Here is a 24619-nt window from a genome sequence, read left to right as displayed (position 1 = left end):
CTCCGTCAGGCCATGCCTGATCGAAAGGTCGCGCACGGACATCGACATCTTGCCTCTCCTTACTGATGGCGGCCTAAAAGGTGGCCGGATTGCCAGAGGCCATGTCCAGCCCCAGGCCATGCCAGATGCGCCGCACTTCGTCGCGCTCGGCGAGAAAGCCGTCGGCCGGCACCTTGCCCGGCTGCTTCTGCAAGACCAGGCGGTGCAGCGCGGCGCGGTAGGTCTTGTAGACTTCGCGCAGGACGATGGCGTCCGTGGCCGGTAACAGACCAGCCGCCTCGAGGGACTCCAGGATGCGGATGTTGTCGGGAAAACGCAGCAATTCGGGATGCTGCCACGACCAGGCCAGAACGGCGTATTGGACCATAAATTCGATATCGACGATACCGCCGGCATCCTGCTTGAGGTCGAACAGCTGCTCCGGCCGGCGCGCGTTCGGCCCCAATCCGCCGGCGGTCACCGCGGTGCCGAGGTTGTCGAGCATCTTCTCGCGCATCCCGGCCACGTCCGCCTGCAGCCCCGCCAGCTCTCGCTGCTGCCCGAGTATTCGTGCCCGTACCTCATCGAAGCGCTCGCCCAGGTGCGCACAGCCCGCCACCACCCGAGCTCGCACCAGCGCCTGGTGTTCCCAGGTCCAGGCCTCGCTGCGCTGATAGCGCTCGAAGGCCTCCAGCGAGCTGACCAGCAACCCCGCCGCGCCGGATGGCCGCAGCCGCATGTCCACCTCGTAGAGGGTGCCCACCGGGGTGGTGGTGGTGAGCAGGTGGATGATCCGCTGGCCCAGGCGGTTGAAGAACTGGGCGCCATCCATGGGCTTGGCGCCGTCGGTCTCGGCCAGGGGATCGGCGTCGTGGATGAACACCAGATCAAGGTCCGAGCCATGGCCGAGTTCGATGCCGCCGACCTTGCCGTAACCGACGATGATGAAATCCGGCTGGCAGGGCGAACCGTCGCGCCGCAGCGGCGTGCCATGGCGCTGCACCAACTGGCGCCAGGCCAGCCCGAACACCTCTTCGAGGATCACTTCGGCGAGCCAGGTGAGATAGTCGCTGACCTTCATCAGCGGCAGGCTGCCGGCGATCTCCGCCGCCGCCACCCGCAGGCTGTGGGCGCGCTTGAAATGGCGCAGCACGTCCATCTGCTGCTCCAGGTCCTCTTCGGGCAGGCGCATCAGGCGCTCACGCAATTCGGCGGCCAGCTCGGGCTTCTGCGGCGGATGATAGAGCCGCCCCTCGTTGAGCAATTCGTCAAGCAGCGCCGGATAGCGGGCGATCTGCTCGGCCACCCAGGCACTGGCGCCGCAGAGTTCCAGCAGCCGCGCCAGGGCCGGCGGATTCTCGCTGAGCAGGACCAGATAGGCGGACCGCCGCGCCACCGCCTCCACTAGCGGCAGCACCCGCTCCAGGGCGCGGTCGGGCTGCTCGTCGGCGCTGACGGCATCCAGCAGCCGCGGCATGAAGGCATCCAGGCGTTCGCGACCGGCGCGCTGCATGGCACGCACTTGGCCGCTGGTACGCAGGTTGGCCAGCAATTCCAGCGCCTGTTCCGGACCCTGGAAGCCCGCCTCGCGCAGTCGCGCCACACTCTCTTCAGGATCGAGCAGGTCTTCCCACAACGGCAGCCAGCTGTCCTCCAGCTCAGCGCTCTGGGTCTCCTCCTCGGGATCGGCGATGGTCTGCTGGAAGTGCCAGTCGATGCGGCTGCGCCAGCCGTCAAGCGCCGCGCTGAATTCATCCCAGTCGGCATGACCCATCAGGAAGGCCACCCGTGCCCGCCCCTGGGGATCCACCGGCAGGGTCTGGGTCTGCTGGTCGGCGATGGCCTGCAGCCCATGCTCGACATAGCGCAGGAAGCAGTAGCCCTCGCGGAGCTCGGCTTCGGCCGCCGCCGGTAGATAGTCCCGCTCACGCAGGCTGGTCAGCACCTGGAGCAGCGGCCGCTGCTGCAGCGCCGGATCGCGGCCGCCGTGGATCAGCTGGTAGGCCTGGGCGATGAATTCCACCTCGCGGATGCCGCCCGCCCCCAGCTTGACGTTTTCGGTCATGCCGCGCCGCCGCACCTCCTGGCGGATCAGCTGCTTCATGCTGCGCAGGGCCTCGATGGCGGAGAAATCCAGGTAGCGACGGTAGACGAAGGGTCGTAGCAGGGTCAGCAGCTCGGCACCGCTGGCCTGGTCGCCACCGACCACCCGCGCCTTGATCATGGCGTAGCGCTCCCAGTCGCGGCCCTGGTCCTGGTAATAGAGCTCCATGGCGGCAAAGCTCAGCACCAGGGCGCCGGCGCTGCCATAGGGCCGCAAGCGCATGTCGACCCGAAAGACGAAGCCTTCCACGGTGGTGGCGTCCAGCGCCTTGATCAGCCGCTGCCCGAGCCGGGTGAAGAATTCCTGGTTGTCCTGCTCGCGCCGTGCGCCGCGGGTCTCCCCTGCCTCGCCGTAGGCGAAGATCAGGTCGATGTCGGAAGACAGGTTCAGCTCGCCCGCGCCCAGCTTGCCCATGCCCAGCACCACCAGCTGCTGCGGCTCACCGCTGTAGCGCCCGGTCGGCACGCCGAACTGGGCGCACTGCTGGGCGTACAACCAGGCGCAGGCCTGGTCGATGCAGGCATCGGCCAGCTCGCTGAGGTCGCGGCAGGTCTCCACCAGATCGGCCTGGCGGGTCAGGTCGCGCCAGACGATGCGTACCTGCTGCAGCATGCGAAAGCGCCGCAGCCGGCGACCCAGCTCGGCTTCGTCCGGGCAATCGACGAGCACCTCGCGCAGCCGTTGCGCCATCTCCCCCGCCGCCAGCGCTTTATCCAGGTCACCGCTGTCGACCAGCGCCAGGCACGGTTCCGGCAGGCGGCAGAACTGCTCGACGACGAAATCGCTGAGGGCGGCCACCCGCCGCCAGTCGGCGCGCCGCTCTGCGGACCAGTTCGCCTGGCGGGCCGCCGCCGCGGGCGCCTCGACCAGGACGTCGGCCAGACGCCGGTCGGCGAGCTCGGCACATGCGACGAGAGTCGGAGGCAGATCGGGACGAAGGAGGGGTATCATGGGCAGTCCTGCGCAGGGACGGTCGAACCCCACCGCCCTGCCACGAACCCCCTACCAGGGACATTCCGACGGACCACCTGGTCCGAGCGGGAACCGTTATCACGTCCGTGGTTCGGAGTTCGCGAGCCCTTGAGCAGCGCGTTCGACAAACGTCGAATTGTTTTTTATCGCATTACAGCTCGGAGCTGAAACGGATTTGAATTTGTAGTAAAACTACACGCCGATCGGAACCGTCCGGTCATAAATCCAAGAATTTTCGCTGCCCCCAAGAGGCCGGCGGCGACCCTGAGGCGACCGATTTTGGAAGCCTTTCCGCCCTGGAGCAAGCCATGCAAGATCTCGATCCCGTCGAAACCCAGGAATGGCTGGACGCCCTTGAGTCCGTCCTCGACCACGAAGGCGAGGAGCGTGTTCATTATCTGATGACCCGCATGGGCGAACTGGCTACCCGCAGTGGTACCCAGCTGCCCTACTCCATCAATACCCCCTATCGCAACACCATTCCAGTGACCAAGGAAGCCCATATGCCGGGCGACCTGTTCATGGAGCGGCGTATCCGCTCCCTGGTTCGCTGGAACGCCCTGGCGATGGTCATGCGCGCCAACCTCAAGGATCCGGATCTGGGTGGCCACATCTCCACCTTCGCTTCCAGCGCCACCCTCTATGACATCGGCTTCAACTATTTCTGGAAGGCGCCCAACGAAGAGCACGGCGGCGACCTGATCTACTACCAGGGCCATGCCTCCCCCGGCGTCTACGCCCGTGCCTTCCTGGAAGGCCGCCTCTCCGAAGACCAGATGAACAACTTCCGTCAGGAAGTGGACGGCAAGGGCCTGTCGAGCTACCCGCACCCGCATCTGATGCCCGACTTCTGGCAGTTCCCGACCGTCTCCATGGGTCTGGGTCCGATTACCGCCATCTACCAGGCCCGCTTCATGAAGTACCTGGAGAACCGCGGCTACATCCCCGCAGGCAAGCAGAAGGTCTGGTGCTTCATCGGTGACGGCGAGTGCGACGAGCCAGAAACCCTGGGCGCCATCTCCCTGGCCGGCCGCGAGAACCTCGACAACCTGATCTTCGTCATCAACTGCAACCTGCAGCGCCTCGACGGCCCGGTACGTGGCAACGGCAAGATCGTCCAGGAACTGGAAGGCATCTTCCGTGGCGCCGACTGGAACGTCACCAAGGTCCTCTGGGGCCGCATGTGGGATCCGCTGTTCGCCCGCGACACCGAAGGTCGCATGCAGCAACGCATGGACGCCGTGGTCGATGGTGAATACCAGAACTACAAGGCCAAGGACGGTGCCTATGTGCGCAAGCACTTCTTCGGCGCCAATCCCGAGCTGCTCAAGATGGTCGAGGACCTGTCCGACGACGAGATCTGGAAGCTCAACCGTGGCGGTCACGACCCCTACAAGGTCTATGCGGCCTACCACCAGGCGGTCAACCACAAGGGCCAGCCCACCGTCATCCTGGCCAAGACCATCAAGGGTTACGGCACCGGTGCGGGCGAAGCCAAGAACACCGCGCACAACACCAAGAAGGTCGATGTGGAGTCGCTGAAGAAATTCCGCGATCGCTTCGACATCCCGCTGAACGACTCCCAGCTCAGCGAGCTGCCCTTCTATCGTCCGGCCGACGACAGCGCCGAGATGAAATACCTGATGGGTCGCCGCGAGTCTCTGGGCGGTCACCTGCCCCAGCGTCGCGCCCGCAGCCTCAGCATCCCCACCCCGCCCCTGGAAACCCTGAAGGCGGTACTGGACGGTTCCGGCGATCGCGAGATCTCCACCACCATGGCCTTCGGCCGCATCCTGTCGCAACTGGTCAAGGACAAGGACCTGGGCAAGCGCATCGTGCCCATCCTCGCCGACGAGGCCCGTACCTTCGGCATGGAAGGCATGTTCCGCCAGCTGGGCATCTACTCGCCCCACGGCCAGCTCTATGAGCCGGTCGACCGCGACCAGGTGATGTACTACCGCGAAGAGAAGGACGGCCAGATCCTCCAGGAAGGCCTCAACGAGGCCGGCGCCATGTCCTCCTTCATCGCCGCCGGTACCGCCTACAGCAACTACAACCAGCCCATGCTGCCGGTCTACATCTTCTATTCGATGTTCGGCTTCCAGCGGATCGGCGACCTGGCCTGGGCGGCGGGCGATGCCCAGACCCGCGGCTTCCTGCTGGGCGGCACCTCCGGGCGTACCACCCTCAACGGTGAAGGCCTGCAGCACGAGGACGGTCACAGCCACATCCTGGCCGGCACCATCCCCAACTGCCGCAGCTACGATCCCACCTACGCCTACGAGCTGGCGGTGATCATGCGCGAAGGCATCCATCAGATGATGGAACTGCAGCAGAGCGTCTTCTACTACATCACCGTGATGAACGAGAACTACCAGCAGCCGGCCATGCCGCAGGGTGTCGAAGACGGCATCATCAAGGGCATGTACCTGCTGGAAGAAGAGCAGGGCGACTTCAAGCACCGCGTCCAGCTGCTGGGCTCGGGCACCATCCTCAACGAGGTCCGCGCTGCCGCGAGCCTGCTGCGCGAGATGGGCGTCGGCGCCGATATCTGGAGCGTCACCAGCTTCAACGAACTGCGCCGTGAAGGCCTGGCCGTGGATCGCTGGAACCGCCTGCACCCGCTGGAAGAGCGCCGCCTGACCTACGTCGAGCAGTGCCTGGGCGAGCGCCAGGGCCCGGTAATCGCGTCCACCGACTACATGAAGCTGTTCGCCGACCAGATCCGCCAGTGGGTCCCCACCGAATTCCAGGTGCTGGGTACCGACGGCTTCGGTCGCAGCGACAGCCGCAAGAAGCTGCGTGATCACTTCGAGGTCGACCGCCGCTGGGTCGCCGTCGCCGCTCTGCAGGCGCTGGCCAACCAAGGCAAGCTCGAACGCAAGGTCGTGGCTGACGCCATCACCAAGTTCGGCATCGACACCGAGAAGCGCAATCCCCTGGATTGCTGATGCGGCACACGGATAAGAGGAAACAACTGTGAGCGAGACCATCCGCGTACCCGACATCGGCAGTGGCGACGGCGAAGTCATCGAGCTGCTGGTAAAGGTCGGCGATACCGTCGAGGCCGAACAGAGCCTGGTGGTGCTGGAGTCCGACAAGGCCAGCATGGAGATCCCGGCCCCCAAGGCCGGCAAGATCGCCGCCCTGCACATCAAGGTCGGCGATACCCTCAAGACCGGTGATCTGCTGATCGACCTGGAAGGCGAGGACGCCGCCTCTGGCAGCGAGCCCGCCGCCGAGCCCAAGGCCGAGTCCAAGCAGACCCAGGTCGAGGAAAGCGAAACCCCGACGCCGGCCGGCGACGAGGACGCTTCGGCGTCCGCCGGCGAAGGCGAGGCCCAGGAGATCCATGTCCCCGACATCGGCTCCAGCGGCAAGGCCAGCATCATCGAGGTGGCGGTCAAGCCCGGCGACACCATCGCCGCCGAGCAGACGCTGATCACCCTGGAATCCGACAAGGCCAGCATGGAAATCCCCTCCCCCGCCGCTGGCGTGGTGGAGAGCATTTATGTCAAGGTCGGCGACGAAGTCGGCACCGGCGATCTGATCCTGGTGCTCAAGGGCGCCGCCAATGCCAAGCCGAGCAAGAGCGTCGAATCCAAGGCCAGCGATACGCCCGCCAAGGAAGCCGCCGAGCCGGAGCTGCACGAAGAAGCCGCCGCCGAGCCGGCCGGTGAGTCGGTCGAGGAGATCAAGGTCCCCGACATCGGCTCCACCGGCAGTGCCAACGTCATCGAGGTGCTGGTCAAGGCCGGTGACCAGGTCAAGGCCGAGCAGTCGCTGATCGTGCTGGAGTCCGACAAGGCCAGCATGGAAATCCCGGCGCCCAAGGCGGGCGTGGTGGAAAGCGTTGCCATCAAGGTCAATGACCAGGCCAAGACCGGCGATCTGATCCTGACCCTGAAGGTGGCTGGCGCCGCGCCCAAGCAGGCGGCCAAGCCGGCTGCCGGCAACACCGCTGCCAGCGCGCCGTCTGCCGAGAAGAAAGCCGAGGCTCCGGCCAAGGCCGCCGCACCCGCCAGCGCACCCGCTGCGGGCAAGGGCAAGAAGGTCCATGCCGGTCCAGCCGTGCGCATGGTCGCCCGCGAGTTCGGCGTCGACCTGGGCGAGGTGACCCCGACCGGTCCCAAGGGTCGCATCCTCAAGGAAGACGTCCAGGCCTACGTCAAGGATCAGCTGCAGAAGAGCAAGGCGGCTCCGGCCGCGGCTGCAGGTGCCACCGGTGGTGCCGGCATCCCGCCGATCCCCACCGTGGACTTCAGCAAGTTCGGCGAGATCGAAGAGGTGCCGATGACGCGCCTCATGCAGGTCGGTGCCAACAACCTGCATCGCAGCTGGCTGAACGTGCCCCACGTGACCCAGTTCGACCAGTCCGACGTGACCGATCTGGAAGCCTTCCGGGTCGGCCAGAAAGCCGTCGCGGAAAAGGCCGGCGTCAAGCTGACCATCCTGCCGTTCCTGCTCAAGGCCTGTGCCCATGTGCTCAAGGAACTGCCGGACTTCAACGCCTCCCTGGCCCCCAGCGGCAAGGCGGTGATCCGCAAGAAGTACGTGCATATCGGCTTCGCCGTGGACACCCCGGACGGCCTGCTGGTCCCGGTCATCCGCAACGTCGACCAGAAGAGCCTCCTGCAACTCGCCGCCGAAGCCGCCCAGTTGGCGGAAAAGGCGCGGACCAAGAAGCTCAGCGGCGACGACATGCAGGGCGCCTGCTTCACCATCTCCAGCCTGGGTCACATCGGCGGCACCGGCTTCACGCCGATCGTCAATGCCCCGGAAGTGGCGATCCTCGGCGTGTCCAAGGCCAGCATGCAGCCGGTCTGGGACGGCAAGGCCTTCCAGCCACGCCTGATGCTGCCGCTGTCGCTGTCCTATGATCACCGCGTGATCAACGGGGCCGCCGCAGCGCGCTTCACCAAGCGTCTGGGCGATCTGCTGGCGGAAATCCGCGGATTGCTGCTGTAAGCCGCCACAGGACGGTAACGGGATCCCGCTACCGTCCTCTGATGTAGATCAGAAACCCCGCTTTCGCGGGGTTTCTGCTGTCAGATCAACCGAAAGATGCAGGAAAAAGGTAGGATAAGCGCCCCGTAGCGCCGCCCCTTGCACGCGCCGGGCCCTATCGGGCAACCTTGTCAGCTATCCCAGAGCGCTGGCGAGGCGGAGAGGAAAAGGATTAATGATTTGTCTGTCCTTTCCGATAAACCCAGGAAATCTTTCCGTCTTCACAAGGACGCGGACCCTCGCATGAGTATTCACTCCGATGCTGCCGATGCTGCGGTAGCCGATCAGGCGGGCGCGCTCGGCGCTCCTGCCCGATTGGGCTTGCTGCGTTTCGAGCGTCTGAATGAAGCCTCCTGGGCGATGCTCTATCTCGACCCCCGCTGTGAAACCAGCCTCGGCCTGCCCGCGCAGGCGCTCTGCTCGCTCATCGAATCTCCCTATGCCAGCCTGATGGAGCCCAGCGTTCGCCATCGGCTGCACGAAGACATCCAGCTGCAGCTCGCCGAACACGGCAGCTACCAGGTGCGTTATCTGTTCCATTCCACCAGCGTGCCCTGTGAGGTCATCGAAGTCGGCGAAAGCCTGCAGCGCCATGGCCGACCGCTGTTGCGCGGCTACCTGCTGCGGGTCGTCAGCGATGATGCGGTGAATGGTGAATGGGAAGCCCATACCCTGGCCCTGCGCTCGACCCTGTCGCTGCTGCAGGAAAGTAACGATCACAGCCAGCAGCGCCTGGCGATGGCCCAGGCGCGCCAGCGCCTGCTGCTCGGCCTGTCCCGTCTGGCACTGCGCCAGGAAGCGGTCAACGATGAGCTCGTGCAACTGCTACGCAACGAGGGGCCGACTGCCTTCGCCGTCGACGAGATCGGCCTGTGGCGCTACGAGGGCAATGGCCTGGTCACCCTGTGCCAGGAAGGACGCCTGCCAACCCTGTGCAGCGATCACCGCCGCCGGCTGCGCGAGCAGGGCGTGATCGAGGACGCCAGTCAGGTGTTGCAGGCACCCCATACCGCGGGCGGAACGGCTCTGGATGTGGCCTTGCTGCTGGAGGATCAGCTGGTTGGGCTGCTCAGCCTGAGACGAGATCGGCCGGCCACCTGGGAGGCCGAGGATGTCGCCTTCGCCCGCGGCCTGGCCGAGTGCCTGGCGATCCTCATCCAGCAGCCGGACAGCCCGCCCGAGACCCTCCATCCGCTTACTCGGGTGATGCAGGCCAGCGCCGATGCCTTCCTGCTACTGGATGCCGAAGGCCGCCTGGAGCATGCCACGGACAGCTTCGCCCGTATCACCGGCTATCCCATCGGCAAGCTCCAGGGCCTGCTCATCGAGTCCCTGCCAGCCTTGGAAAACTGGAGCGAACTGCTCTACGAAGCCTGGGAGCGCCTGTCTCGCCAAGATAGCTGGCAAGGGGAAATGCGCTGCTATCGCCGTGACGGCGAGACCTACTGGGGCCAGCTGTCGATTTCCAAGATCCAGCAGCCCAATGGCGACCTGCAGGGCTATCTCGGCATCTTCCAGGACACCAGCAAGACCCGCTTCGCCCAGCAGCACAACGACGAACTGGTGTTTCGCGACAGCCTCACCGGCCTGGCCAATCGCAGCCACTTCATCGCCCGGCTGGAGGCGCGCCTGGAGCAATCCAATCCAGGTCAGGAGCACTCGCTGCTGCTGGTGGACGTCGACAACTTCAAGAGGGTTAACGACAGCCTGGGCCATCGCATCGGCGATCAGCTGCTGGTCGGTCTGGCCCGGCGCCTGCGCAGTGCCCTGGGCAAGGGCGCACTGATCGCCCGCATCGCTAGCAACGAGTTCGCCGTGTTGCTCGAGGGCATGGATGCGGTCGCCGCTACCGTCTTGGCCCACGACACCCTGGTATCTCTGGATCCGCCGCTCTATGTGGAAGGCCACCCCACCCTGATCAGTTGCTCGATCGGCCTGACCACCGCACGGCCGCACGAAACCGATCCGCAGACCCTGATCAAGCATGCCGGTCTCGCCCTGCACCGCGCCAAGGCCAAAGGCGGCCATCAGGTCCAGGTGTTCACCGAGGCACTGATCGCCGAGGCCAGCAACAAGCTGTTCGTGCAGAACAACCTGCGTCGCGCCCTGGAGCAGAACGAGCTGCTGGTGCACTACCAGCCCAAGGTCTGCCTGAAGCGCGCCAAGCTGCTGGGCCTGGAAGCCCTGATTCGCTGGCAGCACCCGGAAAAGGGCATGATCCGCCCCGATCAGTTCATCAGCATCGCCGAGGAAACCGGGCTCATCGTGCCCATCGGCAAGTGGATCATCCGGGAGGTCTGCCGCCAGTTGCACCGTCTTGACGCCGCCGGCTTCGACGATCTGCAGATCGCCATCAACCTGTCGCCCAAGCAGTTCACCGATCCCGATCTGGTGCAGTCCTTCGTCACCATCCTCGACGAGGAAGGCATCGCCCCCGAGCGCCTGGAGCTGGAGCTGACCGAAAGCCTGTTGCTGGACGCCACCGACGCCACCCGCAACACCCTCGAAGCCCTCAAGCGCCTGGGCATGAGCCTGGCGATGGACGACTTCGGCACCGGTTATTCGTCGCTCAGCTACTTGAAAAAATTCCCCATCGACATCATCAAGATCGACAGGAGTTTCATCAAGGACATTCCGGACAACCAGGACGACATGGAAATCACCTCCGCGGTGATCGCCATGGCCCACAACCTGCGCCTGCAGGTGGTTGCCGAGGGCATCGAGACGACCGAACAGCTGGCTTTCCTGCGCCATCATCGTTGCGATATCGGCCAGGGCTACCTGTTCGACAAGCCTATTCCGGCCGACCAGCTCGACGCCGCCCTGGCGCGTTATCTGCCGACCCGCTGAGTCGCCGGGTGGCTAGACCCTGCCGCGACGATTTTGCGTACACTGAGCTTTTCGCCTGGCCTTTTCCCACGAGGTATCCCATGGTCCTGCGTTCCGAAATTCTGACCAAGAAGACCCATCTGCCCGCCGCCGAGCAGGCGCTGCCTGGCCGGGCGACGGCCATGACCGTCCCCGCGGCCCATTTCGTCAACGGCAATCCGCTGCAAGGCCCCTTCCCTGCCGGCCTGCAGAGCCTGGTGGTGGGCATGGGCTGCTTTTGGGGCGTCGAGCGGCGTTTCTGGCAACAGCCGGGTGTCTGGACCACCGCGGCCGGTTACGCGGGCGGCCATACCCCCAACCCGACCTACGAAGAGGTGTGCTCCGGCCTGACCGGTCATACCGAGGTGGTGCTGGTGGTGTTCGACCCGGCCCAGACCTCGCTGGAAGCCCTGCTGAAGATCTTCTGGGAGGCCCATGATCCGACCCAGGGCATGCGCCAGGGCAACGATGTCGGCACCCAGTATCGTTCGGCGCTGTACTACGCCGACGACAGCCAGCGTGAAGTCTTCGAAGCCAGCCAGGCCGCCTTCCAGGCCCAGTTGGCCGAGGCCGGCTATGGCGAGATCACCACCGAGATCGCCCCGCTGCCGCCCTTCTACTATGCCGAGGCTTATCACCAGCAGTATCTGGCGAAAAACCCCAACGGCTACTGCGGCCTGGCCGGCACCGGCGTCTGCCTGCCGCCCAGCCTGGCGGTCTGATCCCGAGCCGCTCCGGCGAATCTCTCTGTTGGGCTTCGGCGATAGAGCCGCCTCAACCCAACCTACGCCAAGCTGTCTCGTAGGTTGGGCTGAGCGCAGCGAAGCCCAACAGCGCCGGGCCTCGCTATTCCGCGATCAGCCAGTCCAGCCGCCAGCTGCCTTCCCCCTGGGCCAGATGCTCAGCCAGCCAGGGCAGCAATTCGCGCAGCTCCTCTTCCAAGCCCCAGGGTGGATTGACGATGGCCAATCCTGAACCGTTGAGCCGCGTGGGATCGTCCGCCGCGCGGATCAGCAACTCGGCGCTCAACAGTTTGGGCGCACCGCTGGCTTGCAACCCTGCATAGAAACGCCTGAGCTGGCGGCGGTCCTTGATCGGATACCAGAGCGCGATCACCGTCTGGCGCATCCGCCCGATGGCCTCCTGCACCGCCTTGACGCAGCGTTCCAGCTCATCGGCCTTCTCGAAGGGCGGATCGATCAACAGCAGCGCCCGGCGTTCGGGAACCGGCAGCAGCGCCCGCGGCAGCAGCCACCCATCCTTCTGATGCACCGCCACCCGGCGATCACCCGCCATGTTTTCCTTGAGCAGCTGACCATCCTCGGGGTGCAGCTCGTTGAGCAGCAGACGATCCTGGGGTCTCAAGGCCTGGCGCATCAGCTCGGGCGAACCGGGGTAGTAGCGCAAGGCGTCACCGGTATTGAGCGCCGCCACCGCCTCACGATAGCCAACGAACGCTGCGGGTACGGACTCCAAGGCCCAGAGCCGGCCGATGCCCTCGCGCCATTCGTCGGTACGACTGGCCTGATCGCCAGCCAGGTCATAGCGACCAACGCCGGAATGGCTGTCGAGATAGGCGAAAGGGGTCTCCTTGCGCGCCAGCAGAGCGGCCAGGCGCAACAGGGTGGCGTGCTTGAAGACGTCGGCATGGTTGCCGGCATGGAAGGCGTGTCGGTAATTCATGGGATACTCCAGCGTCAGCCCTACAGTGTACCGCCTTCCTTCGCCCCAGGCGGCGCTGCGCTTTGACACCCTGGCTGCCCAGCGGGTTAAATCCCCAGGTTGTTCAATTCTTTGCCTTAGGAGTCGCGCTTGGACGCCGTCACCATCAACAGCTTGTTCTTGATCGGTGCGGTGCTGATCGGCCTGTCGATTCTGGTCAGCTCGATTTCCTCGCGCGTCGGCATCCCGATCCTGGTGATCTTCCTGGTGGTCGGCATGTTCGCCGGCGTAGATGGCCCCGGTCACATCGCCTTCGACAACTACCCGATGGCCTACCTGGTAGGCAACCTGGCGCTGGCGGTGATCCTGCTCGACGGCGGCATGCGCACCCGGGTGTCAAGCTTCCGGGTAGCGCTCTGGCCGGCGCTGTCACTGGCGACGGTGGGAGTGATGATCACCACCGGCCTGACTGGCTTGGCCGCGGCCTGGCTGTTCGACCTCAGCCTGCTGCAGGGCCTGCTGATCGGTGCCATCGTCGGCTCCACCGATGCCGCGGCGGTGTTTTCCCTGCTCGGAGGGCGCGGCCTCAACGAGCGGGTCACCGCGACCCTGGAAATCGAATCCGGCAGCAATGACCCCATGGCGGTGTTTCTCACCGTCACCCTGATCGAGATGCTCGCCAGCGGCGAGAGCGGCTTCACCTGGAGCCTGCTCGGCCACTTCGTCAGCGAATTCGCCATTGGCGGCATCATCGGCCTGGGCGGTGGCTGGCTGCTGCTGCAGCTGATCAACCGCATCCACCTCGCCGACGGCCTCTATCCCCTGCTGGCCATCAGCGGTGGCCTGCTGGTCTTCGCCCTGACCAACACCGTTCACGGCAGCGGCATCCTCGCGGTGTACCTGGCGGGCCTGCTGATGGGCAATCGACCGATCCGCAGCCGCCACGGCATGCTGCACATGCTCGACGGCATGGCCTGGCTCGCGCAGATCGGCATGTTCCTGGTGCTGGGCCTGCTGGTGGAGCCGCACAACCTGCTACCCATCGCCCTGCCCGCCCTAGGCCTGGCGCTATGGATGATCCTGGTCGCCCGCCCGCTGTCGGTGGCGATCGGCCTGCTGCCCTTCCGCGCCTTCCATGATCGCGAGAAGGCCTTTATCGCCTGGGTCGGCCTGCGCGGTGCGGTGCCCATCATCCTCGCGGTGTTCCCGATGATGGCCGGGCTGCCCCAGGCCCAGCTGTTCTTCAACGTGGCCTTCTTCATCGTGCTGGTGTCGCTGCTGGTACAGGGTTCCAGCCTGCCGCTGGCAGCCAAGCTGCTCAAGGTGACGGTACCGCCGGAGCCGGCGCCCTTCTCCCGCGCCGGGCTGCAGGTCCATCCCACCAGCGAGTGGGAGCTCTTCATCTACCGCCTGGGTGCCGAGAAATGGTGCATCGGCGCCGCCCTGCGCGAGCTGAAGATGCCCGAAGGCACCCGTATCGCCGCCTTGTTCCGTGGCGAAACGCTGCTGCACCCGTCCGGTAGTACCACCCTGGAAGCCGGTGACATCCTTTGCGTGGTCGGTCATGAACATGACCTGCCGGCCCTGGGACGTCTGTTCAGTCAGGCGCCGCAACAGACACAGAGATTCTTCGGCGACTTCGTCCTCGAAGCCGATGCCGAACTCAGCGCGGTGGCGGCCCTGTACGGCCTGCAACTGGGCAATGTGGATGGCAATCAGCGCCTCGGCAGCTTCATCACCCACGAAATCGGTGGCGAACCCATCGTCGGCGACCTGGTGGAATGGAACGGCCTGGTGTGGATCGTCGCAGCCATCGAGAACAAGCGCGTGCGCAAGGTCGGGGTGAAGTTTCCGGAAGGTCGCAGCAGCGGGCCCGCGCTCTTTCTTTAACGGTGGATGAACGGGGTTCGCGGCCTGGCGGGCGCCGTCTTGCACCCCAGGCAGCCTGGCTTTAACCTCGCGCCTTTCCACTGCCCGACGCCTGCCGCATGCACCGCCTGTCCGCTCTGCTTCGCGCCGCCGCTCTCTGCGGCTGCCTGTTCGCCCTTCCCGCCGTGGCCCAGGATTCCGGGCCACCCGATGCACAGCAGGTTCAGCAGAACCTGAAGGGTCTGGCCGATCGCAAGCTGCCCGCTGCCGAGCAGAGCGCCGCCCAGGACAGTCTGCAGCAGACGCTGAAGCTGCTCGATCAGCGGGATCAGTACGTCAAGCAGTTGGCCGATCTACGCCAGCAATTGGCGCAGGCACCCCAGCAGACCAAGGATGCCCAACGGCAACTGGCGCGGCTGCGCGCCGAGCCGATCAAGCCAGCCGAGCAACGCTATGCCGGCGCCACGCCCCAGGCCCTGGAACAGCGGCTGAGCGAGACCAGCCTGGCGCTCAACAGCGTGCAGGATGACCTCAACGCGGCCAACAGCCTGGTGATCAATGCCCAGACCCGGCCCGAGCGCGCCCAGGTCGACATCGCCAACCTGCAGACCCGCCTGCAGCAGATCGCCGATCAACTCAAGAGCGGCCGCGAGAACGCCAAGCCCCTGACCGCCGAACGGCGCAGCCAATTGCTGGCGGAGCAGGCAGCCGCCAGCGCCCAGATTCAGCTGCTGCGCCAGGAGCTGGCCGGCAACAGTGTCCTGCAGGATCTGGGCGCCGCTCGCCGCGAACTCTTCACCGAGCAGGTCAAGCGTTACGAGCAGGAGACCCTGGACCTGCAGACGCTGATCAGTGGCAAGCGCCGCCAGCAGTCGGAAAAGACCCTGGCCGAGGCCTCCCGCGAGTCGCAGGAGACCGCCGGGGACGATGTGCTGTCCCAGGAGACCGGGCTCAACCTGCAGCTGTCCGACTACCTGCTGAGGGCCACCGACCGACTCAACGACCTCAACCGGCGCAATCTCGAGTCTCGCCAGCAGCTGGACCAGCTCAAGCAGACCTCCGAGAACATGGAGCAGCAGATCGGCGTGCTCAAGGGCAGCGTGCTGCTGTCCAAGCTGCTCTACCAGCAACGCGCGGCCCTGCCTTCGGTCAAGGTCAATAAGGACCTCACCGACGACATCGCCGACCTGCGTCTCTACCAGTTCGAACTCAATCAGCAACGCGCCCAGATTGCCAATCCGGAAGGCTACGTCGCCACCCTGCTGGCTCAGCAGCCGCCGGAAAAGGCCACACCACAACTGCGCCAACAGCTGCTCGAATTGCTCCGGACCCGTACCGAACTGCAGGAGCGCCTCAACACCGAACTCAATGCGCTGCTCAGCGAGTCCATCGATCTGCAACTGAACCAGCGGCAGTTGCAGGGCACCATCAGCAGCCTGCGCAGCACCCTCGACGAGCAGATGTTCTGGATTCCCAGCAACAAGCCGCTGGACTGGAACTGGGTGAAGACCGCGCCGGGCAAGCTGATGCAGCAGCTGCGCGACGTTCCCTGGGCTTCCAGCGTCCATGAACTCTATGTCGGCCTGGCCGAGCGGCCGCTGCTGCTGCTGCCGCTGGTGCTGGCCTTCGCCACCCTGATCTGGCAGCGCCCGCGGCTCTATGCGCGGGTCAACAAGCTCAATCAGGACATCGGCCACTATCAGCGTGACAGCCAGCTGCACACGCCCCAGGCCATCCTGCTCACCATCCTGCTCGGCCTGCCGGCGAGCCTGGTGCTCTGGCTGGGCGGGGTGACCCTGGAGGGTGACCAACGCGGGGTCAACGCCGCCATCGGCGCGGCGCTGCTGGAGATCGCCGCCGGCTGGCTGGTGTTCTACACGGTGTATCGCCTGCTGGCCTCCGGCGGCGTGGCCGAAACCCACTTCCGCTGGGCCCGCCCCCAGGCACAATCCCTGCGCCGGCTGGTCAGGCGCGTGGGGTTGCTGGCCCTGGCACTCATGGCGGTGGTGGCCATCGCCGAGCGCCAGCTGGCGGGGCTGGCCGACGACGTCCTGGGCATTCTCATCGTCCTCGTCGCCTATGCCAGCCTGGCCTGGATGCTGGGTCGCTCCCTGCTCAACACCACGGCTCGCGAACGCCTGCCCTTCTTCCGCCTGCTGCTCGGCCTGATGATCACCGCCATCCCGGCCGTGCTGTTCTTCGCCGTGCTGTTCGGCTACTACTACACCGCGCTCAAGCTCACTGACCGCCTGGTGGACACCCTCTATGTGCTGATGGCCTGGATCATCCTCGAAGCGACCCTGGCCCGAGGCCTGAGCGTGGCTGCACGGCGCCTGGCCTACCAGCGCGCCATCCAGAAGCGCCAGGCGCAGCAGGAAGACGCCGAGGGCGTCGAGGTGGTGCAGGAGCCGACCCTGGACATGGAGCAGGTCAACCAGCAGTCCTCGCGCCTGCTGCGCCTGACCCTGCTGCTGGCCTTCCTCGGCGTGCTCTACCTGGTCTGGGCCGACGTGGTGGCAGTGTTCTCCTACCTCGACAACGTCACCCTCTACCAGTACACCAGCGGTACCGGCGCCGCCGCCACCCAGGTGCCCCTGACGCTGCGGGTGTTCATCATCGCCCTGGTGATCGCCGGTCTCACCGTCGCCCTGGCGCGCAACCTGCCCGGCCTGCTGGAGGTGCTGGTGCTCTCGCGCCTGAACCTGGCCCAGGGCAGCGCCTACGCCACCACCACCCTGCTGTCCTACGTGATCGTCGGCTTTGGCACCGTTACCACCCTGGCGACCCTCGGGGTGAGCTGGGACAAGCTGCAGTGGCTGGCCACGGCCCTCTCGGTCGGTCTGGGTTTCGGCTTGCAGGAGATCTTCGGTAACTTCATCTCCGGCCTGATCATTCTCTTCGAGCGCCCGGTACGCGTCGGCGACCTCATCACCATCGGCAACGTGACCGGTACGGTAAACAAGATCCGTATCCGCGCCACCCACATCACCGACGCCGATCGCAAGTCGGTAGTGGTACCGAACAAGACCTTCGTCACCAGCCAGCTGATCAACTGGACGCTGACCGACACCGTCACCCGCATCGTGCTGACCTTCGGCGTCAATCGCGGCAGCGACCTGGCCGAGGCGCAGCGCCTCATCATGCAGGCGGTGAAGGAGAATCCGCGGGTGCTGCACGACCCCGAGCCCTCGCTGTACGTCACCCAGTACGGCGCCAGCACCCTGGACCACGAATTGCGCATCTATGTGCGCGAACTGGGCGATCGCAGCGCCGCCACCGATGAGCTGATCCGCCGGGTCGACCAGCTGTTGCGCGAGGCCGGCATCAACCTGCTGTCCACGCCGCAAATGGAGATCACCCTGAAGAATCGTCATGGCGCGGAGAAACAACTGGGCAAAAAGCCTCTCCTACCTGAAGGGGATGCCCAGCAGGAGGCCGAGGATCCCAAGCCATCCAAGGCCTGACGGCCCCTGCACGGACATCTCGGGACACCCATGAAACAGCTGCTAGACCTGACCTTCGACAACAGATTCGCCCGCCTGGGCGATGACTTCTCCACCCGCATCGATCCCCGGCCGCTGGACGATCCGCGGCTGGTGGTCGCCTCGCCCACGGCCCTGGCCTTGCTGGACCTGGATCCAGCGGTGGCCGAGACGCCCGAGTTCACCCAGGTGTTCGCTGGCGCCCAGCTCTGGGAGAGCGCCGAACCCCGGGCCATGGTCTATTCCGGCCACCAGTTCGGTTCCTACAACCCGCGCCTGGGCGACGGTCGCGGCCTGCTGCTGGGCGAAGTGGTGAACGCGCGTGGCGAGCACTGGGACCTGCACCTCAAGGGCGCCGGCCTCACGCCCTTCTCGCGCATGGGCGACGGCCGCGCCGTGCTGCGCTCGTCGATCCGCGAATTCCTGGCGTCGGAAGCCCTGCACGCCCTGCAGATCCCGACGACCCGCGCCCTCTGCGTGATCGGCTCCTCCACCCAGGTGGTGCGCGAGCGGTTGGAAACCGGCGCCACCCTGCTGCGCATGGCCCCCAGCCACGTGCGCTTCGGCCACTTCGAGTACTTCTACTACACCCGCCAGCATCAGTTGCTGGAACAACTGGGCGAGCATGTCCTGGCCGCGCACTTCCCCGAACTGCTAGCCACCCCCGAACCCTGGGCGGCGATGTTCCGCGAGGTGGTCGAACGCAACGCCCGGCTGATCGCCCATTGGCAGGCCTATGGCTTCTGCCATGGGGTGATGAACACCGACAACTTCTCGATCCTGGGCCTCACCTTCGACTTCGGCCCCTTCGCCTTCCTCGACGACTTCGACGCCCAGTTCATCTGCAACCATTCCGATCACACCGGGCGCTACTCCTATAGCAACCAGGTGCCCATCGCCCACTGGAATCTGGCGGCCCTGGCCCAGGCGCTGACACCCAAGGTGGCGGTCGAGACGCTGCAGGAGAGCATCGCGCTCTTCCTGCCGTTGTATCAGGCGCACTACCTGGATCTGATGCGCCGCCGCCTGGGTTTGCAGGAAGGCCGGGAGGAAGACCAGGAGCTGGTCGAACGTCTGCTCGCCCTGATGCAGCAGGGCGGTGTGGACTATCACCTGTTCTTCCGCCACCTGGGCGAAGACGAACCTGCCGCCGCCCTCGCCCGGGTGCGCGAAGACTTCATCGACCTGCGTGGCTTCGACGACTGGAGCCAGGCCTATCGCGCCCGGCTGGACGCCGAAGGCGGCACGACGGCGGAGCGGACTGCCCGCATGAACGCGGTCAATCCGCTGTACGTGCTGCGCAACTACCTGGCGCAGCAGGCCATCGAGAAAGCCGAAGCGGGAGACTACAGCGAGGTGCGGCGGCTGCACGAGGTGCTGTCGCGCCCCTTCGAGGCCCAGCCAGGACGCGAGCGCTTCGCCCAGCGGCCACCGGACTGGGGCAAGCACCTGGAAATCAGCTGCTCGTCTTGAAGTCCGGCTCCAGCCAGGCGCCGTGCATCAGGCGCCGTTGACCTGGAAGACGTGCCGCAGATAGTGCAGGAAGTCCGGCTCGCCGCCCTGGGCCTTGCCCGGGGCATCGGAGATCTTCGCCACCGGCTGACCATTGCAGCGGCTCATCTTGAGCACCATGTTCATCGGCTGCACCCCGGGGATGTCACAGGTGAAATGGGTGCCGATGCCAAAGCTCACGTTGATCCGCTCGCGCAGGGCGCGAAACAGGGCGAGGGCCTTTTCCAGATTGAGTGAATCGGAGAACACCAAGGTCTTGGTCAAGGGATCTATGCCCAGTTGCTGGTAGTGGGCGATGGCCTTTTCCGCCCACTGCAGAGGATCGCCGCTGTCGTGGCGCAGGCCGTCGAACAGCTTGGCGAAGTAGAGATCGAAATCGCGCAGAAAGGCTTCCATGGTGATGGTATCGGTCAGAGCGATGCCAAGCTGACCGCGATACTCGCGCACCCAGCAATCAAGGGCGGCGATCTGGCTGTCGATCAGGCGCGGCCCCAGTTGCTGGTGCGCCATCAGCCATTCATGAGCCATGGTCCCCAGGGGCGCCACGCCCAGCTTCCACGCCAGGTGGACGTTGCTGGTGCCAACGAAGCGCCCGGGAAAGTCGTCCCTCAGGCTGCGCACCACCATTTCCTGTACGCCATAGGAGAAACGCCGCCGGGTACCGAAGTCGGCCATCTTGAATTCGGCCAACTCGTCGGCGCCCGCCTCCCGTGCCAGCCAGTCGAACTTGCGATAGAGCTGATCCTGGGCCACCTGCAGCGGCAGGTCGGCATGGCGCTGGCGATTGCGCACCTCGCTGATCAGCGCCAGGATCGGCACTTCGAACAGGATCAGGTGCAGCCAGGGGCCTTTCAGGGTCAGGGTGAAGCGCCCTTCTTCTTCCCCCAGGAATACATAGGAGGGATTGAAACGAAACAGCCGCAGGAAGCGGATGAAGTCGGGCGTGATGAAGGGGATGCGCTCGAGAAAGGCCAGCTGGCTGTCGCTGATGGCGACATCGGCGAGGGCATCGATCTCGGCCTGGATAGCCGCATGATAGGGCCGCAGGTCTTCGTCGTTGCGGCAGCGGAAGGCCCACTCGACTTCCGCATTGGGATAGTTGTGCAGGACGGCCTGCATCATGGTGAGCTTGTAGAAATCGGTGTCCAGCAGGCTTTGCACGGCCTGCTCGGAAAAACTATCGGCCATCATTGGCGGGGCTCGGCAGCTAATTGGTCAATCGACAGCATGCCGAACTTGCCAGACAAGCGAAAGGCGCTTGACCGCCTGGGGGCCTAGCGGTTGTGCGTCTGGGTCATGCCGAAGAGGAACAGCAGCAGATCCTGGCTACCGGTGCTGGAGGTAGTGAGGGTGCGAGCAACTGGCGTCTGACAATATTCCAGGCCTTCGCTACCCACGACCACGGCCGCCGGTCGCAACCAGCTCGCATAGGCCAACGTGGTGACCCCACAGAAGGCCGCCACCAGCAAACCTCGAGTAATTTGTGAAGTCATGGCTCCAACCCTCTGATTTTCCGTCCCAGCGCTTGGTGGTAACCGTAGAGCAGAGTTCGCCATTGCGCAGCGTTCCACGACGAATGGCGACGTAATTGCAGCATATCCCGACGAGCGGCCGTGTCTAGTGACAATCGCTGCCGGCATTTCTCCAGATCGAGCAGTGCCACGGAGAACTCCCGGCCTTCAGGCCCGGGCCGCTCGGCTACGAAAATATGCTTGGGATAGAGGCAACCATGCTGCCAGCGGTGCCGGTGCATGCGCGCCAGCACCTCGCCCAGGGTAGTCAGGAAGCGCTCGTGTTCGGCCTCGCTGAGCTGCTGGCCAGCGCCTTCGGCATACCAGTGATCGAGATCCTGATAGCCTTCCAGAGCGGCGCTCACCAATAGCGCGCGCCAGCCGCCCTGGGCATGCTGGGCATCGCAGAACAGCAATTCGGGGACCTGGATGCCCAGGTCGCGAAAGGCGATCAGCGCATCGCGCTCACGCAGGGCGGTAGGACGCCCCAGCGGATGGCGCAAGCTGCGATAGAGATGGCCGACCTGGCGCTTGACGTAAGCCAGAGTCCCGTCGGGCAGCTGCAGGCGCTGCACGCCGCTTTCTCCGCCACGACGCACGTTGGGGGCTTCCACCCAGTCACCCGCGGTGTTCCACCAACGATCGAAACCCTGTTCGCCTTGCGTCACGACGCCCATCAGCTGCCTCTCTTATTCTGAATAACCTCAATTGGCCTTGCGCAGGACGTAGACCCGCCACATGGCATAGCCCGGCAGGAAATCCAGGGCCCGGTCGACGACAAAGCCGGCCTGGGCGACTTCTGCCTCGAACTGGCTGCGTTCGACGATGAATCTGTTCTGGTAACCGCCACGATCGCGGCCCTGGGCCTGCCGACGGCGCTCAAGCGCCTGGCGGCGCCAGGCCTTGAAGTTGCCGTCTACCCATAGCGACAGAATGACGCTGTCGCGGGTCACCCGGTGAAACTCCTGCAGCAGCGCCAGACGGTCCGCTGATTCGCCCACATGGTGAAACAAACGCATACAGAAAATGCAATCTACAGAATTGTCGGACAGGTCGATAGCGAAAGCCGACGTCTGCAGCGCCTTTACCCGGGCCACGACTTCCGGAGGTTGCTGTTCACGGGCGGTGGCCAGCATGTTTTCCGAATAGTCGGCGCCAATGATCACGCGATTGCGCTTTTCTGCCAGCAAGGGCCAGAAGCGCCCGGCGCCGCTGGGCAAATCCAGCACCAGGTTGGGTTGGCCGGCGATGCTCAGGGCCTGGCGGGCCAGTTGCTGGTCACGCCAGTTGGACAGGCGGCGAGCCAGGCCATCCTGATGCTTCAGGAAGTACTGGCGGGCGTGGTCGGCATCGTACTTTTGCGAAAAAGGCAGGTCGATGGGCGCTTTCACGGCGGTGACTCCTGGGGAGTAAAGAGATGGCGCTACCCTACCCAGGCCGCTGTCAAACACCGGTCAAGCCTTTGTGAAAATTCTGTAATGCTAGGCAGCTACCCTGTCAGTGCCGAGAGAAATCTGGAAACGGCACCCGCCCACGTCGCTGTCGCCCAACGCCACGTTCCAGCCCTGCAGCTGACAGATTCGCCGGACCAGCGACAGACCCAGCCCCAGGCCCTCGCCACGCCCCCCAGCGCCGCGCACGAAGGGCTGGAACATCGCCTCGCGCTGCTCTTCGGGAATGCCGATCCCACTGTCTTCGACCACGAAGCCCGTAGGTCCGACCTGGAGGGCGATATAGCCGTGCTCGGTGTAGTGCAGTGCATTGCGCAACAGATTGCTCATCACCGAGCGCAGGAAGGGCTCGTGCCAGAGATAGCGATCGGCCTCCGGCGCGACGCTCAGGCGCCATTGCAGACCCTTGGCCTCCACCAGCGCCTGCCACTCCGCCGTCTGCCGGCGCGCCACCGCGGCCAGGCTGGCACGCGGCGCCTGGGTGTCGTTGTCGCCCTGGTTACGCGCGAGCGCCAGGAAGGTCTGTACCAGTTCCTGCATCTCCTGCCCGGCGCGGGTCATGCGCTCCAGTGGCCCCGTCGCTCGGGGGGGCAGATCGGGGGTAGCGGCCAGCAGTTCGCAAGAAGACTGGATCACCATCAGCGGGGTGCGCAACTCGTGACTGACATCGCTGGTGAACAGCTGCTCCCGTGCCAGGGCGGCACGCAGGCGGTCGAAGGCATCGTCGAAGGCGGCGGCCAGCTCGCCCACTTCGTCCTTGGCGTAGTCCGGCGCCAGCGGTGGTGTGACATCAAGAATCTGGTCGCGGCGACGCACCTGGCGGGCCAGGCGCACGACCGGAGCGATCACTCGCCGCGCCAGGGCCCAGCCGAGTAGCCAGGCCAGCGCCACGCTGATCAGGAAACCCACCAGCACCACCTTGTAGAGCAGTCGCTCACGCGCCTCGAAATCGCTCTGGTTCTGCAGCAGGACGAAGTGATTGCCCTCCAGCTCCGCCACATAGGCATAGAAATACTGCTGGTCTTCTTGCACCTCGCTGAAGCCTGGCGGTAGATCGCGCAGGTGGTCGGGCAACTGCGCCGTCTCGGCGAGGGGCACGAAATACAGGCGCATATCCGGATCCAGCACTGGCTGGCCGCCCCGGCGCATGTCGCGTTGCACCATGCGCTCCAGCTCGTTGTGCAGATCGGTGGAAATCAGCCGCTCCTCGACGGTATGCACCACCGCGACGATGCCTAGGGAAAACACGCCACCGACCAGAAAGGTCATCAGCACGAAGGCGATGACGATCCGGCGTGACAGGCTCAGGTGATATTCCATGGCTAATCCTGCTCGACCAACTTGTAGCCCACCCCATGGATGGTGCGCAGCAGCGGCTGCTCGAAGGGCTTGTCGATCACCTGCCGCAATTGGTGGACATGGCTGCGCAAGCTGTCGCTGTCAGGGTAGTCCTCCCCCCAGACCGCCTCTTCCAGGACCTCGCGACGCACCACGTGGGGACTCTTCTGCATCAGCAGGGCGAGAATCTTCAAGCCGATGGGATTGAGCTTGAGCGACTTGCCAGCGCGACTCACCTCCAGGGTATCCAGGTCGTAGCTGAGGTCGGCGACCTGCAGCTGGCGACGGCCGCCCCCCTTGGCCCGGCGCATCACAGCCTCGACGCGCGCGGCCAGTTCGGACAGGGCGAAGGGCTTGACCAGATAGTCGTCGGCCCCGGAGCGAAAGCCCTCCAGGCGGTCGTCGAGCTGGTCGCGCGCGGTGAGCATGATCACCGGGGTATCGCGGCGGGCATCCTGGCGCAGCCGCTGGCAGAGGGTGTAGCCGTCGATGCCGGGCAGCATGATGTCGAGGATGAGCAGATCGTAATGCTCGGTCGCGGCCAGGTGCAGGCCGGACAGGCCGTCCTGGGCGCAGTCCACGCTGTAGCCCTTGAGGCTGAGGTAATCCAGCAGGTTGCTGAGAATGTCGCGGTTGTCTTCCACCACCAGGATACGCATGTCGCTGACCTCTTCTGCGAGTTCTTCGGGCACCCGCATGCTTGCTGTTGGGCACAGAGCCTAACCGCGTCCGCAGACCGCGACCAGCGCGCCGTCTGGATACTGACCACCAAAGGGTAGCCGCCAGGAAACGCCGGCCACAAAAAACCCCGGTGTCCGCGAGGATCACCGGGGTTCGGGCTCGGCCCTAGGGCCGGAGCGACTC

The 24619-nt window shown here is 65.2% G+C and carries 15 protein-coding genes; 7 read left to right on the top strand and 8 right to left on the bottom strand.

The window, feature by feature from the left end; genetic code table 11:
* Window positions 1-73 precede the first annotated feature (73 nt).
* Entirely contained in the window at window positions 74-3034 is a 2961-nt protein-coding gene (gene glnE / locus PJ259_RS20410) for a bifunctional [glutamate--ammonia ligase]-adenylyl-L-tyrosine phosphorylase/[glutamate--ammonia-ligase] adenylyltransferase (RefSeq protein WP_271653979.1), read from the bottom strand.
* Window positions 3035-3363: 329 nt separating this feature from the next.
* Here glnE and aceE point away from each other — a divergent pair, with 329 nt between their 5' ends.
* The 4 genes from aceE to msrA all read left to right on the top strand — a co-directional run bounded on the left by aceE (window position 3364) and on the right by msrA (window position 11652).
* On the top strand, window positions 3364-6006 hold the full coding sequence (gene aceE / locus PJ259_RS20405) for a pyruvate dehydrogenase (acetyl-transferring), homodimeric type (RefSeq protein WP_059313711.1): 2643 nt from the start codon (window positions 3364-3366) through the stop codon (window positions 6004-6006).
* A gap of 28 nt (window positions 6007-6034) precedes the next feature.
* On the top strand, window positions 6035-8023 hold the full coding sequence (gene aceF, locus PJ259_RS20400; protein WP_271653978.1) for a dihydrolipoyllysine-residue acetyltransferase: 1989 nt from the start codon (window positions 6035-6037) through the stop codon (window positions 8021-8023).
* A gap of 282 nt (window positions 8024-8305) precedes the next feature.
* Window positions 8306-10912 carry a putative bifunctional diguanylate cyclase/phosphodiesterase gene (locus tag PJ259_RS20395; protein ID WP_271653977.1) on the top strand — a complete coding sequence of 869 codons (2607 nt, stop codon included), beginning with the start codon at window positions 8306-8308 and terminating at the stop codon, window positions 10910-10912.
* 80 nt (window positions 10913-10992) lie between these two features.
* Window positions 10993-11652 (top strand): peptide-methionine (S)-S-oxide reductase MsrA, encoded by a 660-nt coding sequence (gene msrA, locus PJ259_RS20390; protein ID WP_271653976.1) that lies wholly within the window; start codon window positions 10993-10995, stop codon window positions 11650-11652.
* Between the two features lie 124 nt (window positions 11653-11776).
* On the opposite strand, the gene PJ259_RS20385 is transcribed toward msrA, so the two are convergent.
* Window positions 11777-12613, bottom strand: a complete 837-nt coding sequence (locus tag PJ259_RS20385; protein ID WP_271653975.1) for a 23S rRNA (adenine(2030)-N(6))-methyltransferase RlmJ — start codon at window positions 12611-12613, stop codon at window positions 11777-11779.
* 129 nt (window positions 12614-12742) lie between these two features.
* Between PJ259_RS20385 and PJ259_RS20380 the strand changes: the two genes are divergently transcribed.
* From PJ259_RS20380 to selO, 3 genes are all read left to right on the top strand, one after another.
* Window positions 12743-14482 (top strand): potassium/proton antiporter, encoded by a 1740-nt coding sequence (locus PJ259_RS20380; RefSeq protein WP_059313706.1) that lies wholly within the window; start codon window positions 12743-12745, stop codon window positions 14480-14482.
* Between the two features lie 98 nt (window positions 14483-14580).
* Window positions 14581-17925, top strand: coding sequence for a mechanosensitive channel MscK (gene mscK / locus PJ259_RS20375; protein ID WP_271653974.1), 3345 nt, complete (start codon window positions 14581-14583; stop codon window positions 17923-17925).
* 30 nt (window positions 17926-17955) lie between these two features.
* Complete coding sequence (selO, locus tag PJ259_RS20370) at window positions 17956-19416, top strand: protein adenylyltransferase SelO (RefSeq protein WP_271653973.1); 1461 nt, start codon at window positions 17956-17958, stop codon at window positions 19414-19416.
* A gap of 27 nt (window positions 19417-19443) precedes the next feature.
* Here the strand turns inward: selO and pncB are convergent, their stop codons facing one another.
* From pncB to PJ259_RS20340, 6 genes are all read right to left on the bottom strand, one after another.
* Window positions 19444-20646, bottom strand: coding sequence for a nicotinate phosphoribosyltransferase (pncB, locus tag PJ259_RS20365; RefSeq protein WP_059313703.1), 1203 nt, complete (start codon window positions 20644-20646; stop codon window positions 19444-19446).
* A gap of 83 nt (window positions 20647-20729) precedes the next feature.
* Entirely contained in the window at window positions 20730-20948 is a 219-nt protein-coding gene (locus tag PJ259_RS20360; protein WP_271653972.1) for a hypothetical protein, read from the bottom strand.
* The gene (locus tag PJ259_RS20355; RefSeq protein ID WP_059313701.1) at window positions 20945-21643 is read right to left on the bottom strand and encodes a lipopolysaccharide kinase InaA family protein; all 699 of its coding nucleotides are present in this window, start codon (window positions 21641-21643) and stop codon (window positions 20945-20947) included. The genes PJ259_RS20360 and PJ259_RS20355 overlap by 4 nt, the downstream gene beginning before the upstream one ends.
* Window positions 21644-21670: 27 nt before the next feature.
* Window positions 21671-22357 (bottom strand): class I SAM-dependent methyltransferase, encoded by a 687-nt coding sequence (locus PJ259_RS20350; RefSeq protein WP_059313700.1) that lies wholly within the window; start codon window positions 22355-22357, stop codon window positions 21671-21673.
* A 90-nt stretch (window positions 22358-22447) separates the two neighbouring features.
* Window positions 22448-23737 (bottom strand): sensor histidine kinase, encoded by a 1290-nt coding sequence (locus PJ259_RS20345; protein ID WP_271653971.1) that lies wholly within the window; start codon window positions 23735-23737, stop codon window positions 22448-22450.
* A gap of 2 nt (window positions 23738-23739) precedes the next feature.
* Window positions 23740-24414, bottom strand: a complete 675-nt coding sequence (locus PJ259_RS20340; protein WP_059313698.1) for a response regulator transcription factor — start codon at window positions 24412-24414, stop codon at window positions 23740-23742.
* Between the last annotated feature and the right edge of the window lie 205 nt (window positions 24415-24619).

The organism is Pseudomonas sp. JBR1 (assembly GCF_028198185.1).
In the GTDB taxonomy this organism is placed as follows: domain Bacteria; phylum Pseudomonadota; class Gammaproteobacteria; order Pseudomonadales; family Pseudomonadaceae; genus Chryseomonas; species Chryseomonas oryzihabitans_E.
Note: the sequence above shows the minus strand (reverse complement) of the source record. Positions and strands in the feature narration are given on the sequence as shown.

Excerpts from the sequence above, each read along its gene's own strand:
- glnE (WP_271653979.1), bottom strand. The coding sequence starts at position 3,034 with ATGATACCCCTCCTTCGTCCCGATCTGCCTCCGACTCTCGTCGCATGT.
- aceE (WP_059313711.1), top strand. The coding sequence starts at position 3,364 with ATGCAAGATCTCGATCCCGTCGAAACCCAGGAATGGCTGGACGCCCTT.
- PJ259_RS20395 (WP_271653977.1), top strand. The coding sequence starts at position 8,306 with ATGAGTATTCACTCCGATGCTGCCGATGCTGCGGTAGCCGATCAGGCG.
- msrA (WP_271653976.1), top strand. The coding sequence starts at position 10,993 with ATGGTCCTGCGTTCCGAAATTCTGACCAAGAAGACCCATCTGCCCGCC.
- PJ259_RS20385 (WP_271653975.1), bottom strand. The coding sequence starts at position 12,613 with ATGAATTACCGACACGCCTTCCATGCCGGCAACCATGCCGACGTCTTC.
- mscK (WP_271653974.1), top strand. The coding sequence starts at position 14,581 with ATGCACCGCCTGTCCGCTCTGCTTCGCGCCGCCGCTCTCTGCGGCTGC.
- selO (WP_271653973.1), top strand. The coding sequence starts at position 17,956 with ATGAAACAGCTGCTAGACCTGACCTTCGACAACAGATTCGCCCGCCTG.
- pncB (WP_059313703.1), bottom strand. The coding sequence starts at position 20,646 with ATGATGGCCGATAGTTTTTCCGAGCAGGCCGTGCAAAGCCTGCTGGAC.
- PJ259_RS20360 (WP_271653972.1), bottom strand. The coding sequence starts at position 20,948 with ATGACTTCACAAATTACTCGAGGTTTGCTGGTGGCGGCCTTCTGTGGG.
- PJ259_RS20355 (WP_059313701.1), bottom strand. The coding sequence starts at position 21,643 with ATGGGCGTCGTGACGCAAGGCGAACAGGGTTTCGATCGTTGGTGGAAC.
- PJ259_RS20345 (WP_271653971.1), bottom strand. The coding sequence starts at position 23,737 with ATGGAATATCACCTGAGCCTGTCACGCCGGATCGTCATCGCCTTCGTG.
- PJ259_RS20340 (WP_059313698.1), bottom strand. The coding sequence starts at position 24,414 with ATGCGTATCCTGGTGGTGGAAGACAACCGCGACATTCTCAGCAACCTG.